This window comes from Phenylobacterium sp. GW823-FHT02A09, from assembly GCF_058797775.1.
In genome coordinates this window covers 576717-593334 of the sequence record NZ_JBXAJZ010000004.1, presented here as the reverse complement: position 1 = coordinate 593334, position 16618 = coordinate 576717, and the positions used below count along the sequence as shown (strand labels likewise).

18 protein-coding genes and 1 pseudogene are annotated in these 16618 nt (G+C 66.9%); 9 read left to right on the top strand and 10 right to left on the bottom strand.

Going from position 1 to position 16618, the window contains the following annotated elements; translation table 11 throughout:
• From AC1Q87_RS19410 to AC1Q87_RS19395, 4 genes are all read left to right on the top strand, one after another.
• Nucleotides 1-822, top strand: a complete 822-nt coding sequence (locus AC1Q87_RS19410) for a CheR family methyltransferase (RefSeq protein ID WP_492610472.1) — start codon at nt 1-3, stop codon at nt 820-822.
• A complete protein-coding gene (locus AC1Q87_RS19405; RefSeq protein WP_492610471.1) occupies nt 819-1385 on the top strand; it encodes a chemotaxis protein CheB in 567 nt (188 codons plus the stop codon). Before AC1Q87_RS19410 ends, AC1Q87_RS19405 begins: the two co-directional genes overlap by 4 nt.
• A 3-nt stretch (nt 1386-1388) precedes the next feature.
• Nucleotides 1389-2564 carry a hybrid sensor histidine kinase/response regulator gene (locus tag AC1Q87_RS19400; RefSeq protein ID WP_492610470.1) on the top strand — a complete coding sequence of 392 codons (1176 nt, stop codon included), beginning with the start codon at nt 1389-1391 and terminating at the stop codon, nt 2562-2564.
• Nucleotides 2565-2667: 103 nt separating this feature from the next.
• Complete coding sequence (locus tag AC1Q87_RS19395; protein ID WP_492610469.1) at nt 2668-3246, top strand: hemerythrin domain-containing protein; 579 nt, start codon at nt 2668-2670, stop codon at nt 3244-3246.
• A gap of 26 nt (nt 3247-3272) precedes the next feature.
• On the opposite strand, the gene AC1Q87_RS19390 is transcribed toward AC1Q87_RS19395, so the two are convergent.
• Nucleotides 3273-3602, bottom strand: coding sequence for a hypothetical protein (locus AC1Q87_RS19390; protein WP_492610468.1), 330 nt, complete (start codon nt 3600-3602; stop codon nt 3273-3275).
• Between the two features lie 144 nt (nt 3603-3746).
• Between AC1Q87_RS19390 and AC1Q87_RS19385 the strand changes: the two genes are divergently transcribed.
• Nucleotides 3747-5144: a L,D-transpeptidase family protein gene (locus tag AC1Q87_RS19385; protein WP_492610467.1), complete on the top strand. Its 1398-nt coding sequence runs from the start codon at nt 3747-3749 to the stop codon at nt 5142-5144.
• A 29-nt stretch (nt 5145-5173) separates the two neighbouring features.
• Here the strand turns inward: AC1Q87_RS19385 and AC1Q87_RS19380 are convergent, their stop codons facing one another.
• From AC1Q87_RS19380 to AC1Q87_RS19355, 6 genes are all read right to left on the bottom strand, one after another.
• Nucleotides 5174-5371, bottom strand: coding sequence for a hypothetical protein (locus AC1Q87_RS19380; protein ID WP_492610466.1), 198 nt, complete (start codon nt 5369-5371; stop codon nt 5174-5176).
• 34 nt (nt 5372-5405) lie between these two features.
• Nucleotides 5406-5612 (bottom strand): hypothetical protein, encoded by a 207-nt coding sequence (locus AC1Q87_RS19375; protein WP_492610465.1) that lies wholly within the window; start codon nt 5610-5612, stop codon nt 5406-5408.
• A 67-nt stretch (nt 5613-5679) separates the two neighbouring features.
• Nucleotides 5680-7221 carry a sensor histidine kinase gene (locus AC1Q87_RS19370; RefSeq protein WP_492610464.1) on the bottom strand — a complete coding sequence of 514 codons (1542 nt, stop codon included), beginning with the start codon at nt 7219-7221 and terminating at the stop codon, nt 5680-5682.
• A 151-nt stretch (nt 7222-7372) separates the two neighbouring features.
• Nucleotides 7373-7789, bottom strand: a complete 417-nt coding sequence (locus AC1Q87_RS19365; protein ID WP_492610463.1) for a response regulator — start codon at nt 7787-7789, stop codon at nt 7373-7375.
• Nucleotides 7790-7834: 45 nt separating this feature from the next.
• Nucleotides 7835-8596, bottom strand: coding sequence for a Crp/Fnr family transcriptional regulator (locus AC1Q87_RS19360; RefSeq protein ID WP_492610462.1), 762 nt, complete (start codon nt 8594-8596; stop codon nt 7835-7837).
• Entirely contained in the window at nt 8593-9609 is a 1017-nt protein-coding gene (locus AC1Q87_RS19355; protein ID WP_492610461.1) for a sensor histidine kinase, read from the bottom strand. Before AC1Q87_RS19355 ends, AC1Q87_RS19360 begins: the two co-directional genes overlap by 4 nt.
• Nucleotides 9610-9920: 311 nt before the next feature.
• Between AC1Q87_RS19355 and AC1Q87_RS19350 the strand changes: the two genes are divergently transcribed.
• From AC1Q87_RS19350 to AC1Q87_RS19340, 3 genes and pseudogenes are all read left to right on the top strand, one after another.
• Nucleotides 9921-10145: a hypothetical protein gene (locus AC1Q87_RS19350; protein WP_492610460.1), complete on the top strand. Its 225-nt coding sequence runs from the start codon at nt 9921-9923 to the stop codon at nt 10143-10145.
• Between the two features lie 157 nt (nt 10146-10302).
• Nucleotides 10303-10755 (top strand): hemerythrin domain-containing protein, encoded by a 453-nt coding sequence (locus tag AC1Q87_RS19345; protein WP_492610619.1) that lies wholly within the window; start codon nt 10303-10305, stop codon nt 10753-10755.
• A gap of 183 nt (nt 10756-10938) precedes the next feature.
• Nucleotides 10939-12081: pseudogene (locus AC1Q87_RS19340) on the top strand (NAD(P)/FAD-dependent oxidoreductase); the annotation flags it as partial.
• 89 nt (nt 12082-12170) lie between these two features.
• Here the strand turns inward: AC1Q87_RS19340 and AC1Q87_RS19335 are convergent.
• Complete coding sequence (locus AC1Q87_RS19335) at nt 12171-14264, bottom strand: catalase (protein ID WP_492610459.1); 2094 nt, start codon at nt 14262-14264, stop codon at nt 12171-12173.
• 131 nt (nt 14265-14395) lie between these two features.
• On the opposite strand from AC1Q87_RS19335, the gene AC1Q87_RS19330 reads away from it, so the two are divergent.
• A complete protein-coding gene (locus AC1Q87_RS19330; RefSeq protein ID WP_492610458.1) occupies nt 14396-14557 on the top strand; it encodes a hypothetical protein in 162 nt (53 codons plus the stop codon).
• Between the two features lie 393 nt (nt 14558-14950).
• Here AC1Q87_RS19330 and AC1Q87_RS19325 read toward each other — a convergent pair whose 3' ends face one another.
• Entirely contained in the window at nt 14951-15379 is a 429-nt protein-coding gene (locus tag AC1Q87_RS19325) for a response regulator (RefSeq protein WP_492610457.1), read from the bottom strand.
• Between the two features lie 377 nt (nt 15380-15756).
• Nucleotides 15757-16617, bottom strand: coding sequence for a glycerophosphodiester phosphodiesterase family protein (locus AC1Q87_RS19320; RefSeq protein ID WP_492610456.1), 861 nt, complete (start codon nt 16615-16617; stop codon nt 15757-15759).
• Between the last annotated feature and the right edge of the window lies 1 nt (nt 16618).

Below are 16618 nucleotides of genomic sequence, written 5' to 3'. Positions count from 1 at the left end.
GTGACCCGGGTCGACGACATCGAGATCGAGCTGCTGCTCGAGGCGCTCTACCGCCGATACCACTACGACTTCCGGCACTATTCGCGCGCCTCCATCAAACGCCGCCTGCGCCAGGCCCTGAAGCAGCTGGGATATCCCAGCATTTCAGCCCTTCAGGACGGCGTGCTGCACGATCCCGCGGTGCTGCCGCAGCTGCTGGACTATCTGACCGTCCAGGTCAGCGAGATGTTCCGCGATCCCAGCTACTGGCGCGCGCTGCGCGAGAAGGTCATCCCGCATCTGCGCACCTATCCCTCCCTCAAGGTCTGGATCGCCGGCTGCAGCGGCGGCGAGGAACTCTACTCGTTCGTCATCCTGTTTCGGGAAGAAGGTCTTGAGGCGCGCACGCTCTTCTATGCGACCGACATCAATCCCGAGGCGCTCGCAACCGCCTCGCGCGGCGTCTACAGCCTCGAGCGCATCAAGACGTTCACCGCCAACCACCAGGAAGCCGGCGGCAAGTCGTCGCTCTCGGACTATTACAGCGCCGACTACGGCAACGCGGTCCTCGACCAGTCGCTGCGCGATCGCGTGGTCTTCTCCGACCACAGCCTGGTGACCGATGCGGTGTTCGCCGAGATGCAGCTGATCTCGTGCCGCAACGTGCTGATCTATTTCGACCGGCAGTTCCAGGACCGCGCCACCGGCCTCTTCCGCGACGCGCTGACGCGCAAGGGCTTCCTCGGGCTAGGATCGAAGGAAAGCCTGCGGTTCTCGGCCCACGCCGACGCCTTTGCGCCGTTCGCGCCCGAAGAGAAGATCTATCAGAGGCGCGACGCATGAGCCCGCAGGCCATCGTCATGGGCGCGTCAGCAGGCGCCGTGGAGGCGCTCTCGGCCATCTTGCCGGCGCTGCCCAAGGACTTCGCGCTGCCGATCCTGATCGTGGTGCACGTGCCGCCCGCCAAAACCAACGCGCTGGTGCCGCTGTTCGAGGCGAAATGCCGCCTGCCGGTGCGCGAAGCCGAAGACAAGGAACCGGTCGAGGCCGGGACGATCTACTTCGCCCCGGCCGACTACCATCTGCTCGTGGAGCAGGACCTCACGCTCGGCCTCTCGATCGACCCGCCCGTGCTGCATTCACGCCCGTCGATCGACGTCCTCTTCGAGAGCGCCGCTGACGCCTATGGGCCGGGGCTTGCCGGGGTGGTGCTGACCGGCGCCAGCGCCGACGGCGCGGCCGGTCTGAAGGCGGTCGCCGACGCCGGCGGCGTCGCGCTCGTGGAAGATCCAGACCACGCCCACGTGGCGACCATGCCGCACGCCGCGCTCAAGGCCTGCCCGTCCGCCCGATCGGCGAAGCTGGCCGAACTCGCATCCATCCTGATCGCCATGGGGAGCAGATAGCTCATGCAGCCCGTCAAGTTCCTGCTGGTCGACGACCTGGAAGAGAACCTCATTTCGCTGGAGGCCCTGCTGCGGCGCGACGGGCTCGAATGCCTCTCGGCTCGTTCGGGGGAAGAGGCGCTCGAACTGCTGCTCGTGCATGACTTCGCCCTGGCCCTGGTCGATGTCCAGATGCCGCAGATGGACGGCTTCCAGCTCGCCGAGTTCATGCGCGGCGCCGCGCGCGCCCGCCACGTCCCGATCATCTTCCTGACGGCGGGCAGCGCCGACGGACGACGCCGCTTCCGCGGCTACGAGGCCGGGGCGGTCGACTTCATCCAGAAGCCCATCGAGGCCGACATCCTGCGCAGCAAGGCCAATGTCTTCTTCGAACTCCACCGCCAGCGCCAACAGCTGGCCGAGCAGCGCGACCAACTCCAGGCGCACGCAAAAGCGCTGGAGGCCATGGAGCAGCTGACGCGCCGCCAACTCGTTCTCGAGCAGGAGACTGCGCGGCTGCGCGAACAGTTCATCGCTGTCCTCGGCCACGACCTGCGCAATCCCCTCGCCTCGATCGGCGGCGCAGCCCGTCTCCTGCGCAAAGAGCCGCTGAGCGACAAGGGGCAGAACGTCATACGGCTGATGCAAGCCAGCACCGACCGCATGGCCGGACTGATCGACGACGTCATGGACTTCGCCCGCGGCAGGCTCGGCGGCGGCATCGCCCTCGAACGCCGCGAGCACGACCTCGAACCGATCCTGCGCCAGGTGGTCGAGGAGTTGGAAGCGAGCCATCCCGATCGCCTGATCGAGTGCGACTTTCACCTGCCGGCCCAGGCGCCGGTTGACCCCGGCCGGCTGAGCCAGCTGGTCTCGAACCTGCTCGCGAACGCCCTGGCCTATGGCGCCGAGCAGGCGCCCGTACGGCTGCGTGCGACGATCGCCGGCGAGCAACTGACACTGTCGGTCGCCAACAGCGGCGAGCCGATCCCTCCAGCGACCATGGAGCGGTTGTTCCACCCGTTCGTGCGCGGCGAGGTTCAGCCGAGCCAGGGCGGTCTTGGCCTGGGTCTGCACATCGCTTCGGAAATCGCCAAGGCGCACGGCGGCGAGCTGAGCGCATCCTCGTGTGCGCGCGAGACCCGCTTTACGCTCGTCCTGCCGCTAGCCGCGGCGCCGGCGCCGAGCTTCGCCGACTGACGCGCGTCTCTCTGGAACTTTTGGTCCTCGCTTGCGTACGCCCCATCAGCCCGACTCTGGCGGGCGGTGTCCAGAAAGGCGCGTGATGGTGCAAGCAAGCAGGATGACGGATGCGCAGGCCAAGGCCTCCGCAGTGGCCAAGGCCAAGGCGCTCGCGCCAGACCTGCCTGTCCGCCTCGGCAGCACGCCGAAGACCAGTTTCCGCGGCGACCCCGACGTCTTCGGCCGCCTGGTCGAAGACCACGACCGCCACCGCGCGCTTCTGGCGATGATCGAGGAAACGCAGGGCGCCTCTCCGGCGCGTCGCAAACTCTTCGAGGAGCTCGTCCGAGAGCTGAAAGCACATGCCGCGGCCGAGGAGCAGGCCCTGTGGTCCAGCGTGCTGCGCGATCCGCAGACGACCGACTTCGCGCGGCACGCCATCGCCGAGCACAAGGAGATCGAGGACATGCTCGCCGATCTCGCGGCGCGCGACATGGCCTCTCCTGGGTGGCTGCGGCGGTTCGCCGGCCTGAAGGCCGAGTACCTGCATCATATCCGCGAAGAAGAGCAGGAGCAGTTCGTGGCCGCCGAAGAGCGGCTCAGCGACAGCGACCTGAAGCACATGCGAAGCGTCTTCGAGCGACGCAAGAAGGCCGAGAAGGCCGCCGCCGAGATCGAACGGAAGATCAAGCTCAGCTGACGCCGCGCGCGGCCGCCGGGCCCGCCCTAACGCCGCCCTTCGCCCGGAGATCGGCGCGGCACGGCCGCATTGCGTCCCACCAATGCCGGGACGTCGCGCTCCAGACCGTGACTGAGGTCTGCAACGCGTTCGGGGTCAGGCGACCAGATCGGCGCGCCGGAAGACTCCATCTCGGCGAGGGCGCGCCGCTCGACATGCCGGCGCAGCACGCCGAACGCGGCGGCGACCTTCTCATCTTCGGAAAGTTGAGGACTGACCGTCGTCCGCACGCCCAGGCGCAGTCCGACCGTGAACGCGACAGCGCCCACTGCGAACAGTCCAAACAGATACCCCAGAACGGCAGGCGAAATGTCCATCGGCGTCTCCTCGAGCCTTAGATGGGAACGTCGCCCCCCGGTCTGCAAGTCGCCCGCCGATGGAGCGCAAGCGCCGCCTTAGGCGTTGAGGCTGTCCAGTAGGAGTTCCGCGTGCGCCCAGGTCAGTTCGTCGCCCCGCTTGTTTTGTCCCTTGCCCTCATGGGCTGCAACGCCAAGACGCCCCCCGCCAGATCCGGCGCCGACCAAGCGCTCGAGACGCCGCCTTGGGACGCGGGTCTTACCCGGCAACTGGCGGACGCCATCGACAAGCGCCGCGCGCACGGCCTGGACAGGCTGGCCTTCGCAACTCCGAAGCGTGGAGAGGACGACGCGGCGCTGACCAAGACCGCTCTGGCCTACGCCTCGGCCCTGGCGCGCGGCGCGAGCGATCCGCACAAGCTTTTCAACGTCTACACCCTGCCGCGCCCGGAACCTGATCTGCAGCGGGGACTGGCGCAGGCCATGTCCGATCGCAAGGTCGACGCCTGGCTGGAAGGACTGGCGCCGCAGGACGAGAACTATCGCAAACTCTCTCAGGCCTATCTGGCGCTGGAACGCGAGGGGCCGCCCCCCGGTCCGGACCTCTCCAAGGCTTCGGCGTCGATCAAGCCGGGAGATTCCGATCCGCGCCTGCAGGTCGTCGCCGCGCGTCTTGTCGCGCTCGACTACCTTGAGCCCCGCCAAGCGCAAGGCTTGATCTACACCGCCCCAATCGTTGCAGCGGTTCGGCGGATGCAGGCCGACTACGGCATCGAGGCCGACGGCGTGCTCGGCGGGAGGACGCTCGAAGCGCTCAGCCTCACCGACAGCCAGCGAGCCCGGCAGATCGCCGCCAATATGGAGCGCCTGCGGTGGCTGGAGCGCGAGCCCCCTGCGACGCGTATCGACGTCAACATCGCCGCGGCGCGGCTCACCTACTGGCGGGACGGCGCCATAGTCGACAGCCGCAGGGTCATTGTCGGCGAACCCGATACGGCGACACCCCAACTCGCCTCGCCGATCCAACGTCTGGTCGCCAATCCGACCTGGACCGTCCCGCGCTCCATTGAGCGCAGGGAACTTGCGTCCAAGGGTGAAGACTATCTTCGCCGCAACAACATGGCCTGGAAGGACGGCTGGATCGTGCAGGCCTCAGGCCCCGGCAACTCGCTCGGTCTGGTGAAGTTCGACATGGCCAACGAGCACGCCATCTACCTTCACGACACGCCGGCCAAGCAGCTCTTCGGCGAGGTCCAGCGCCAGCGCAGCCATGGTTGCGTGCGGGTCGAGGACGCCCTGGGCTTCGCCGAGATCGTCGCCGCCCAGGAAGGCGTCAGCGACGCATGGCGCCGCGCGCGCGCCGAAGGACAGGAGCAGACCGTTTCCTTGCCCAACCCCATTCCCGTCCGTCTGCTCTATCAGACCGTGCTCTTCAACGAGAGCGGCCAGGCGATCGTGCGCGCAGACCCCTACGACTGGAACGGCCGGGTCGCCCGGGCGCTGGGGTTCGAGGCGAGCGTCGAGGCGCGGGCCAAGGCGCGACGCGCTGAGCCGGGGCCATAGCGGCCGCGCGGGCGCCTGCGATCGAAACCTCAAACCAAGAGGCCCCCATTGTCATGGTACGTGACGATGGGCGCGCCCGGCCTATCCAGCTTCGCGGCGGCCAGGAAAAGCCCCAGCAGACGTTCACCGCACCAAAGTTCGTAGCGCTGCGGGATGTCGGCCATGAAGACCGATGCAATCGCCTCCAGGTCGGACTCGAAGTCCATCCGCGGTTCGCCGATCAGCAAACCGATCGCATCGTGACGATGACCGAGTAGGTCGTCATGTGTCGACCGGGCGCAGCTGCCCGCTGGCGTCCTGAAGCAGCAGCAAACACTCGCGCCCCTGGGCCAGCTCCCGGCTCTGAATTCGGCGACCGGCCCGCTCAGCATCCACGCTCGACGCATAGCGGCCCCATCGCCCGCTTCCGGCCAGCAGGGTCCATCCTCCAGCGAAGCGAATGACGATGATTTCGGCGCCGACGGGCATGGACGGCTCTCCTCACGCCGGAGAGACTGCGACCGCCGAAGCGCCGTCGCATTTGCATATGATGGTGTCAGCTCGCGGCGGCGAGGTCCGGGTCGCCTAGCGGGTCGCCTGGCAGACATCGATCGAGCGCCACCGAGACACGGATCTGCAGGCCCTCCGGACGCCAGACCTGCTGCAGATCGCCCCCCAGCTGGGCCACCGCCGCGCGGCACAGGCGACTGCCAAAGCCGACGGAGGGCATGGCGGCGACGGGCGGCCCGCCCATCTCCTCCCAGTCCAGTTCCAGCACGCGATGCTTGCGCCGCGTCGCGATCCTGATCTCGCCGTCCGCCTGGGACAACGCCCCGTACTTGGCCGCGTTGGTCGCCAGCTCATAGATCAGGATCGCAAACGACGTGACCGCTTCGCCGCGCAGGGCCACATCCTGTCCGACGACGTCCAGCTGTCCTTCGTCGCCGCGGTGATAGGGGGCGAGGATCGCGCGGATGAGCTGATGAAGTTTCGCAGCGCTCGCCCCCTCCCCGTCCTTGCGCATCGTCAGGGCGTGCGCGGCCGCCAAGGCCGCGAGCCGCTCTTCCAGGTCGCGCGCCAGCCCCGCACGATCTCCAGGCTCGCGCGCACTGAGCCGAACCATGCTGCTCGTCAGACTGAAGAGGTTGCGGATGCGATGATCCATCTCGTGCAGGAGAAGCTGCTGTCGCTCCAGGGCCTGCTTTCGCTCGCTGATGTCGATACCGATACCGACCCGACTGTCGTCCGAAAGCCGGAAATTCGCCCAGCTGGTCTCGAGGCGTCGGCCGTCGCGCGCCATCATCGCGACGTCGGACCAACCGGGCTCGCAGCGATCCATGTTGCCGCGCACCTGGGCGCGAACCGCGGGCTCTGGAAAGAGCTCCGCCATCAGATCGACCGAGGCGGCCTCAACGCCTGTCCAGCCGAGGGTGCGCGTGAACTGCCAGTTCAGCCGAAGCCGTCCCGTCTGCGGCTCGAACAGTTTGATCATCACCGGGATGTTGTCGAAGATCGCCGCGAACTGTTCGCCGCTGCGCCGGGCGCGCGCCTCGGCCTGATGACGCTCAAGCGCGAAACCGAGCTGTCGCGCGATGATAAGAGCCAGCCGGATCTCGGCTTCACCGAAGTCGTGCGGGGCCGGACGATAAACCATGAACTTGCCGACGACCGCCCCCGCCGAGGTCAGGGGCACAAAGGCCAGCGATCCGATCCCTTCGCCGCGGATCGTCGCCTTGATGTCCTCGGCCTCGCTCGAGGCCTCGATGTCGCCGATCGTGATCGGCAGGGCCGCTTCCTCGCCTGGCCGCCACGGGGTGTGTCCCTCGACTGCCGCACGGTAGGCGTCGGATAGCCCGCGCCACGCGACAAAGCGCATGACGCCCAGATCGTCGAACAGCAGGATCGAGGCGCGCGGACACCCCAGCCCCCGTTCCATGGCGTCGAGCGCGGCTTGGAAGATGTCTTCCCGGCTCGAGGCTCTCAGCAGCCGATCGGTCAGGTCGTAGAGGGCCTGCAGCGCCTCCATGCCACTGGCGGTCGGCGCCGGGTTCGCCCCTGCGGCGGCTGCGCCGCCGCCATTCATCTGCCGAGCGCTCACCGAAACCTCCAGGGGTCGATCCCTGCAGTATGACGTCGCCAAGCAGGGCTCGCGCATTCACCAATGTTAAGCAGCTGCGGGCAGTTCCGCTCCGGCGCGGCGGTCACGATTGATTGCGATCGGCGCGCGCCGTCGGTCGCGGCCGAGCTCCTCAGGCGGGCTCGGCGTCATCGGCGAGCAGACCGCTCAGGACCCGACGCGGTTCGAACGGCTTCTCGTACAGCGGAACCTCACTGAAGCGGCGCGGCAGCATGGTCTTAGGGTAGCCGGTCACAAAGGCGAAGCGCACGCCTCGCGCGAGCAGGAGGTCGGCCACGTCGTAGCTCAGCTGCCCCTGGAGATTGATATCCAGGAGCGCGGCATCCAGCGCCGGATCGCCTTCGATGAGCGCGCGGGCCAAAGCCACGGTGGGCGCCGGACCGATCACCACGCAATTCGCAGCTTCCAGGACCCTGGTGATCTCGCTGGCCAGCAGCCAGTCGTCTTCCACCACGAGCACGCGCCGCCCGACCAGCCCGGCGGGCGCCGCGTCTCCGTCCTGTCGAATTCCCCCGCCGTCCGTACGCACGCCGGGACGTTTGCCGCCTAAGTCAGGCGGCGGCATTCACCCATGTTAATGACGGAACCGATCAGCCGCCTCGGAAGGCTGCGGCGCCTTGTAGTCGGCGATCGCCGCCAAAGTGGCCGGATCGCGAAGGTGAGCCTTTCCGGCCTGCAGTTCGAGGAGGCGTTCGCGGCGCAGCTGCTGCAGGATGCGGTTGACGTGCACGATGCTCAGGCCCGTCGCGTCCGCCAGCGTCTCCTGGGTCATGGGCATGACGAAGTGGGTCTCGCTGGCCATGCCGACCAGCATCAGCCGATCGCGGATCTCCAACAGCAGATGGCACAGGCGCTCGTAGGCCGTCTGCCGGCCAAGGCGCATGATCTGAGACAGTAGATACGCCTCGCCCAGGCTGGAGGCGACGTGAATGGCCTCACGCAGATCGTTCCACCGGTCGTCATCGCTGAGAATGGCCCGCTGCACCGGTCCGGCGTCGATGTACTGCAGGGGCGTCAGCGCCACGACCGTCGAGAGGGCGAGCGGGTTGGGGCGCATGCACACGCCCAGTCCCTCTCCCGGCACCATGAAATTGAAGATCTGGCGGCGTCCGTCCGGCAGCCAACGCACCTTGGCCGCCCAGCCGCTGAGCAGATAGCGGGGCCGCTCCATCGTATCGCGTTCATTGACCAGCTCGGCCCCAGCTGGAAGCGACTGGACATCGGAAAGACTTGCGAACAGCGCCTCGGCGTCCTCGCCCAGATGAGCGATGGCTTTCAGCCGCTGGATGACGATCGCGGCGCGCGGACTGGACGAAGGGTTCAGGACGAAGCTCACGAGCGTCCCTCCCCAACCGAGAGCGGAATGTCGAGCTCGCACCGCAGCCCGCCCGGCTCGAGCTTGAACGCCGTCCTGGCGTCAAGCTGATAGGGAAGGCCTTGCTCCACAAGCTGGCGGCCGAAGCCGACGCGCGCAGGGTTCGCCGCCAGCGCCGGGACCCCGCTCTCGCACCAGCTCAGCCTGAGTCTTTCGCCGTCGGCCTCGCGCGAAACCTCCCACGCGACAAGCACCGTGCCCTCCTGAGCCGCTAGAGCGCCAAACTTCATGGCGTTGACGGCCAGCTCATGGAGAGTCAGCGCCATGTACTCGGCCGCGGGGCCATGCAGCCGCACCGCCGGCCCGCTGACTTCGATTTGCTCATCCTCGGCGGCGACCTGCAGCAGTTCCTCGCGGACCATCTCCTCAACATCCAGACCTTCATCGACCCGGCGCACGAGGGCGCTTTGGACGCGCGCCAGCGCGTTCAGACGGCCATCGAAGTGAGAGAAGTAGCCGGCCAGATCGCTCGAATTCTCAAGCGTGCGTCGCGCAAGCGACCGAACCATCGCCATCACGTTCTTCACCCGATGCTGGAGCTGGGCGAGAAGCCATGCGCCGCGCAGTTCCTCGGCCCGGCGCAGCGTCTCGTCGGCGATGACGCCGACGACCTGCACCGGCGCGCCAAGCCCGTCGCGCAGGACCCGGAACCGCTTGACGATGTATCGTTCGGCACCGTCCATGCGCCGGTAGCGGAACGCGGCCTCGCAGTCGATCAGGCCGGCGTCGGAGAGAATCTGCTCCTTCAGCGCCAGCAGGTCGTCGCGATCCTCGACGTGGACGCCTTGGAGCCAGTCGCTCCAAGGCATGGCCGCGCCGACGCCGTAGATTTCGCTGGCCCGGTCCGAGAAGCTCACCCAACCCGACTGCAAGTCGCGCTCGAACGTCCCCAGACCGGCGATCTCCATCGCCAGTTCCGCCCGCGCCTCCGCCACGATGGAATCGTTGGCTGCGTTCAATGCGCTGTTACGCAACCCAAAGCCCTCCAGCCATTGCGTGTCCCTTGCCGCAGGCCCGCATGCATTCTACCGCGCCTGGCCCGTGGACATCTCCACATTTGATAGTCCAGAGCGCGAAAGACGCGTGACATTGAGTTCGCGGCTTGGTCGCGCCGCCGAGCGGCCACAAGCGGCGGCGTTGACGACCTGCTGACCACACCCCGCCACAACGGCTCAAGCTGATTAACATATGATAATAAGATATTGTATTTGTTTATTATTATAGCTTTACAATAGGAACGCACCCGAGCGGCGACCGTTCGCCTCCTACTCAAAAGGAGGAACCAATGACCCAGCAAAGCCAAGACCCCAATCCCGCCGACATCAACCGCCAAGAAGGCGGCCAGCGGACCCAGGACGGGGCCCCCTCGCAAGGCGAGGAACGCAGCTTCCGCCAGGACGAACAGCGTCCCGGAGAGCGGCAGGGTGACGAGCGGCAGGACCGCGACCCGCAGATCGACCGCCAAGATCGCGGCGCTGATGACGTGGAGCGCGGCGCAGGCCCGCGCTGAGGGAGCCCAGGCGGAGCGGCTCCCCTGCTCCGCCGCCCGGCCCATTCAACCCATCGAGAGGAAGGTCATGGCCACCGCTGCAAAGTCTACGGCAAAGTCCAAAACTGCGACGCGCGCCGCCCCGCGGCGTACCCGCCGCACGGGCCGGCGCGATCCCCTGGCGATCAGTCTGCTCAAGCAAGATCACCGCCAAGTGGAAACCTGGTTCGACGAGTACGAGCAGCTTGAAAGCGACAAGGAACGTCTGGCGCTGTTCAACAAGATCGCCCTGGCGCTCAAGGTCCACACCCGCATCGAAGAGGAAATCTTCTATCCCGCCGAGCGCGGCGAGGTGGAGGACGACCTGCTGGACGAAGCGTATGTCGAGCACGACTCCGCCAAGAAGCTGATCGCCGAGATTGAGGCGATGAAGCCGTCCGACGAGTTCTACGACGCCAAGGTCAAGGTGCTGGGCGAGTACATCAAGCACCACGTGAAAGAGGAAGAGCAGCCGGGCGGCCTCTTCTCCCAGGCCAAGAAGGGCGACGAGGACCTCGACCAGATGGGCGAGCGGCTGAAGGCTCGAAAGACCGAGCTCATGGCCGAGCTGGGCCGATCCGCCGCTCACTGACGCCTCACTTGCGGCCACAAGCGGCCGACGCCTCTCCCGCGCCGGCCGTTTCACGCAGGGGCCCGCCTCCGATCGTCAGATCGGGGGCGTAAGCGGCCACGAGACGCGACCGTTCTGGGCCCCGCGCGTTGACGCCTCGTGAGGCGCAGGTTGGCCTCTGCATGCGTGACGATAGGGGCCCCGATGAGTTTGACGCCTCGAATGGACCTGCGCGGCGGGCGCCCCTGCTGGCGGCCCGCAGACGCCGACGCCGGAGCAAGCGACGCCAGCGCTGACGGGGTCTTTGACGTCGCTATCGTGGGCGCTGGGATCATGGGCGCGATGCTGGCCGAACGTCTAACGCGAGACGGGCTGAACGTCGCGATCCTCGATCGCCGCGCCCCTAGCCTTGGTGCGACCTCGGCATCGACCGCCTTGGTGATGTGGGCCTCCGACACGCCGTTGACGCTGTTGGCGGCGCAGATCGGGTGGGCGCCCGCCGTACGCCGCTGGCGCAGCGTCAGGGCCGCGGTGCAGGCGCTGAACTCGGATATTGAGGCACTACACATCGACTGCAGCTGGCGTGAACGCCCAGAGCTCTATCTTGCCGGCGACCTGCTCGACGAAGATGAATTGCGGGTCGAGGCCGCCGCACGTCGCCGCGCTGAGCTGCCATCCACCTACGTCCCAGCTAAACCTGTAGCTGAACGCTTCGCTATTCCCGCGCGGCCGGCGATCCTTTCGCGGGGCGCGTATGAAGTGGATCCCGTCGCGTTGACCCTGGGCCTGCTCGCCGCGGCGCGGAGCCGGGGCGCGACGGCGATCTATCCCGCAGACGTTCTGACCCTGAAAGCTGCGGCGCACGACGTTCGCCTCATCACCGATAAGACCGCGCTACGCGCCCGCCATGTGGTGCTGGCGACGGGTTACGAAGCCGCCCGGCCCGCGCTTCCGAGCAGCTTCACGCTCAGTTCGAGCTTTGCAATCGCGACTCCGCCTGGAAGCTCACCGCGTTGGCGTGAGAACGCGCTGATCTGGGAGGCCGCGCAGCCCTACCTCTATGCACGCACGACGCGTGACGGCCGGATCATCATCGGCGGCGAGGACGAACCCTTCGTCGACGCTGAGGCACGCGACCGCGCGATCGCAGCGAAGGCGGCGGTTCTCGCGCAACGCGGCGCGGATCTCGTGGGCGGGCCGTCGCTTTCCCCTGATCGCGCCTGGGGCGCGACCTTCGGATCGTCTCCCGACGGCTTGCCGGCGATCGGGCCGTTGCGCGGCTCTGAGCAGATCTGGCTCGCCGCCGGGTTTGGGGGTAACGGCGTCACCTTCGCGCGCCTGGCGGCGGAGTTGATCGCAGGAGCGATGGGCGGCACGGCCAGCGCGATGCTGGCCGATTTCTCCCCTTACCGATTCGAAGCCGAAGGCGCGAGCGCCTACGCGAGCATCCGCACCGCTGCCTCACGATCCCATTGCCGGGTGCTCGCCGGTTCGATGAAGTTCTTCGCCGCACCAAGTTCGACGATGCCCGCGTCCGGCTCGACCCCGGCCTTGTCGAGCAAGGGCTGAGCCTGCGGCGTGAATGCGATCGCCTTCAGGTGGACGAAGGCGTTGTGCACAAAGTCGGTCGCTGCGCTCTCTTTCAGCAAGTCGGCGCAGCCGTCCTCGGAGAGAACCAGAGCGACGGCGTCGAACAGGACCGACGGCGACCCGGCCAGCTGGCCGTCGGCCTTCAGGACGTCTCCGTCGCTCAGCTTCACGCCGCCGATCTTGGGCGCGATGATCTTGACTGCCGCGCCCGCAGCCTCGACCGCCTTTCGCACGGCCTGCACGACGCCGCCGTCCGCCCCGTCGGTGACCAGTATCGCCACCGCGCGCCCCTTGAGGCTAGGCGGGTACTTGTCGATCAGACGCAGCCCCGGCGAGGGCTCCATATCGATTGGATCGGCCGCGGGCTTGGACTTGGCCGGAAGCTCCATGTTCAATCCGCCTGCCACTCGCGCGGCGAGATCCTCGTCGACATTGCGCAGGTTGGCCATGACCCGCACCCGGATCGGTTCGATCGCCACTTTTGAGAGTTCGAAGACGATGGCGCTCGCCAGATGGGCCTGCTCGACGGCGCTCTGCGAGCGGTAGAACAGTCGCGCATGGCTGTAGTGGTCGGCGAAAGTTGCGGCGCGCAGCCGTACCTTGGTCTCCTCAAGCGGGAGCGCAAAGCTTCTGAAACCACCTTCCGGATCCTCACGGGGACCACCGACCTCGCCCTGCTCGGCCAGGCTGTTGGGCTCGTAATTCGCCCTGCCCTTCGGAACCATCGTCTGCATCTTGCCGTCGCGCTGGAGGTTCTGGAACGGACAGCCCTTGGCGCTGTTGATCGGGATCTGGTGGAAGTTGACGGTGCCCAGGCGCGACAGCTGGGTGTCCTGGTACGAGAACAGCCGCCCCTGCAGCAGCGGATCCTCTGAAAAGTCGATGCCGGGCGGCACATTGGTCGGCAGGAACGCGGCCTGCTCGGTCTCGGCGAAGAAATTGTCGGGGTTGCGGTTCAGGACCAGCCGGCCGACCACGCGGATCGGGGCCAACTCCTCGGGGATGACCTTGGTCGCGTCCAGAATGTCGAAAGGCAGGGCGTCGGCCTGCTTCTGCGACAGCAGTTGGACCCCGAACTCCCACTCCGGAAAATCGCCCCGCTCGATGGCCTCGAAAAGGTCCCGCCGCTGGTAGTCGGGGTCCGCGCCCGCGATCTTCACCGCCTCGTCCCAACAGGTGGACTGCAGGCCCAGCTTCGGGCGCCAATGGAACTTCACGAACGTCGCCTCGTCGGCGTCGTTGAGAAGCCGAAACGTGTTGACGCCGAACCCCTCCATCATCCGGAACGATCGCGGGATGGCGCGGTCCGACATCGCCCACATGATCATGTGGGTGGTCTCGGGCATCAGGCCCACGAAGTCCCAGAACGTGTCGTGCGCGCTGGCGGCCTGGGGATAGGCCCTGTCGGCCTCCATCTTCACCGAGTGCACGAGGTCGGGAAACTTGATGGCGTCCTGAATAAAGAACACCGGGATGTTGTTGCCGACCAGGTCCCAGTTGCCCTCCTTGGTATAGAGCTTGACCGCAAAGCCGCGCACATCGCGTGGCGTGTCGACCGACCCGGCTCCGCCGGCCACCGTGGAGAAGCGGACGAACACCTCGGTCTTCTCGCCGACCTCGGTCAGGATTTTGGCGCGGGTGACGTCGGCCAGCGACTCCGTCAGTTCGAAGAAGCCGTGCGCCGCCGACCCGCGGGCATGGACGATCCGCTCAGGGATACGCTCGTGATCGAAGTGCTGGATCTTTTCCCGCAGAACGAAGTCTTCCAGCAACGTCGGGCCTCGTCGGCCGCCCTTCAGCGAATTCTGGTTATCGCTGACTGGAACGCCGTGATTGGTGGTCAGGCGGGCTTCCGGCGCGCTTGCGCCCTGGTGAGTTTCGCCGCCAGCGCCGACAGCGGTCGTCGGCGCGCCCGCGGCGCGTTCTTTGGCAGTCGCCATGAGAACCGGTCCTTGTTTGGGATGATGGATCGGAAACGCCGGGCGGAGGGTTTGGTCGCACCCTAAGTCAGAGTTCGCACGGGCGGACTCCCCGAAGTGGAACTTCCGATCAAGGTACAAGTTTGGATCTCATGTCCATTCTGATCCTGATCCTCGTCGTCGTTGTGCTGCTCGCCCTGGCGCTCTTCGCTCTGCAGAAGATGCCGATCCCGTCCCCGCTGAACTGGATCATCCAGGTCGTGCTGATCGTGCTTGCAGTCGTTTTCATCGGCCAGCGCGCCGGCGTCTTCTAGCGTTGCGCGGGCGGGGGCGGGTTCGGCCCTGTTGACGGCCTAGTCCAGACGCGCTTGAGGCTGATTTCTCCCGTCTTGTTCGGGCGCGTAGCCGGTCCGCGGCGGGCTGCGGGCGCCCTCAGGGGCGAACACCCGGATGTACGTCCCGTCGTCGGCTCCCACGATTTTCACGACGCCCGTCTCGCCCCGCTGCACCGCGGCGCGCGCCAGGTTTTCGGCCGCCCGAACCGCGTTATCGAAATCTCCGCAGATCAAAGGGCTGGTCGCCCCCACCTCACCCGCCAGCGGCCCGCCGACGCGCAACCCGTAGATTGGTTCGGCGGGGGCGAGCGCGTTTACTTTTGATGCAGAGGCTCGATTTCTTGGCGCAGGAGCGCGCCGCTCCGCGTGGGTTCAGGCCCCGGCCGCTCGCCGCCACTCCCATGGGCGTCCTCCACCCTCTCCTCGCTGCGTAGGCGACGTGCTCATGATCTGATCGGCGAGTCGGCGAAGGACGCGCTCGGCCATCGCCGGCTTTTCGAAGAAGGACCCGTGATCGCCGAGATGCGCAAACACAGCGGGGGCATACCCCGACACGATCACATAGGGCACGCTGTTGCGGCGTAGAGCCGACATCAGGTCGTGGGCGTCGCCGTCCCGAAGTCCGACGTCGACGACCGCGCCGTCGATTCGGCCGCCGTCGAGCAGAATCAACGCCTCGGCGTTGGAGGCGACGGGCCCCGCAACGTGCGCGCCTGCCCGCTTGAGCGCTTCAGTGATATCCGCGGACAGCAGGTAATCATCCTCTGCGACGAGGATGCGATAGTCGCCAAGGTCCATCATGTGGCCGCCTTGCTGGCCCACAGCGAACCAAAGTTTGTCGGACTGTCGCTGACGAGGGGTCTGTGCTCCGCCGTGCCGGCGGGCTGAGTATGAAAGTGGAACGCGGAGCGACACCGTTCGATCCTCGGGCCGAGATCACGATCGATGACCTCAGGGGCTGACTGACCGCTCGGCGATGGCGCAGAGACCCGCCCCCACCTGGGAGCGGGTCACGGCACGGCGCCAGGGATTGAGGAGGGGTCGCCGGTCCGCCAGAAGAAAGGCTAGGCTTGTCGGCCCGTCGCCAGCATCAACATATGATGCCTTGGAAGGTCGAGGCCTGGCGGGGGCCTGAACCACCGAAGAGGCCCGTGACCAGAGCAAGAGCATAGTGTGCGTCAGTCGCGGCCGCGCCTGAGAAACTCGATCAGGCCCTCGGGATCGTTTGTGAAGATGGCGCTCATCCCCAGTTCGCGGTTGATCCGCCAGCCGGCTTCGTCGTCGACGACGTCGGAGATCACCATCACGCCGGCGTTGCGCAGCTGCCTCACCTCCTCCGCGTCCGTGACCTTCGAGCTCAGGGTCAGGCAACTGGCGTGGTGCTGACGAAGCAGCGGCAGGTAGGCGCCCTTCTCCGCCTTCGCGCCCAGCAGGCAGGTGCGGATACTCGGGTTGATCTCGTGCATCGCATCGACCGTTCGCCAGTCGAAGGATTGCAGGATGAAGCGGTCCTCGAGGCCGTGTTTGCGCACCGCCACGTCGATCAGGCGGGCGAACGCCACCGGATCGACCTGCCCCTCGGCCGGCTTGGGCATCTTGGTCTCGCCGAAGAACAGCGCCGGAGTGTCCTTGTAGCGGGCGAAAACCGCGTCAGGCGTCGGCATGCGCGCGCCCGGGACCGGCTTCTGCGTCGGATAGATGGCCCGGTGCTTCGATCCGCAATCGAACTTGAGCACATCGGCGAGCGTCATCGCCCGGACCGGGCCGGGCGACACCCCCGAACCGGGTTCGGCCGTGCAGAAGCTCGCGTTGACGGTGGGATCGTGCTGCACGACGAGCTGGTCGTCGGCGGTCATGACCATGTCGAATTCGAGCATCTCAGCGCCCAGGGCGAGCGCGTTGTCGAACGCCGGCAAGGTGTTTTCGGGCAGCAGCAACGCCCCGCCACGATGGGCGATCACGATCGGCTGGCTCGGCTCTGCGGCGTGCGCGCCTGAAGCGAGCATCGCGGCGGCGATGATTGAGAGAAGCGCCTGCATG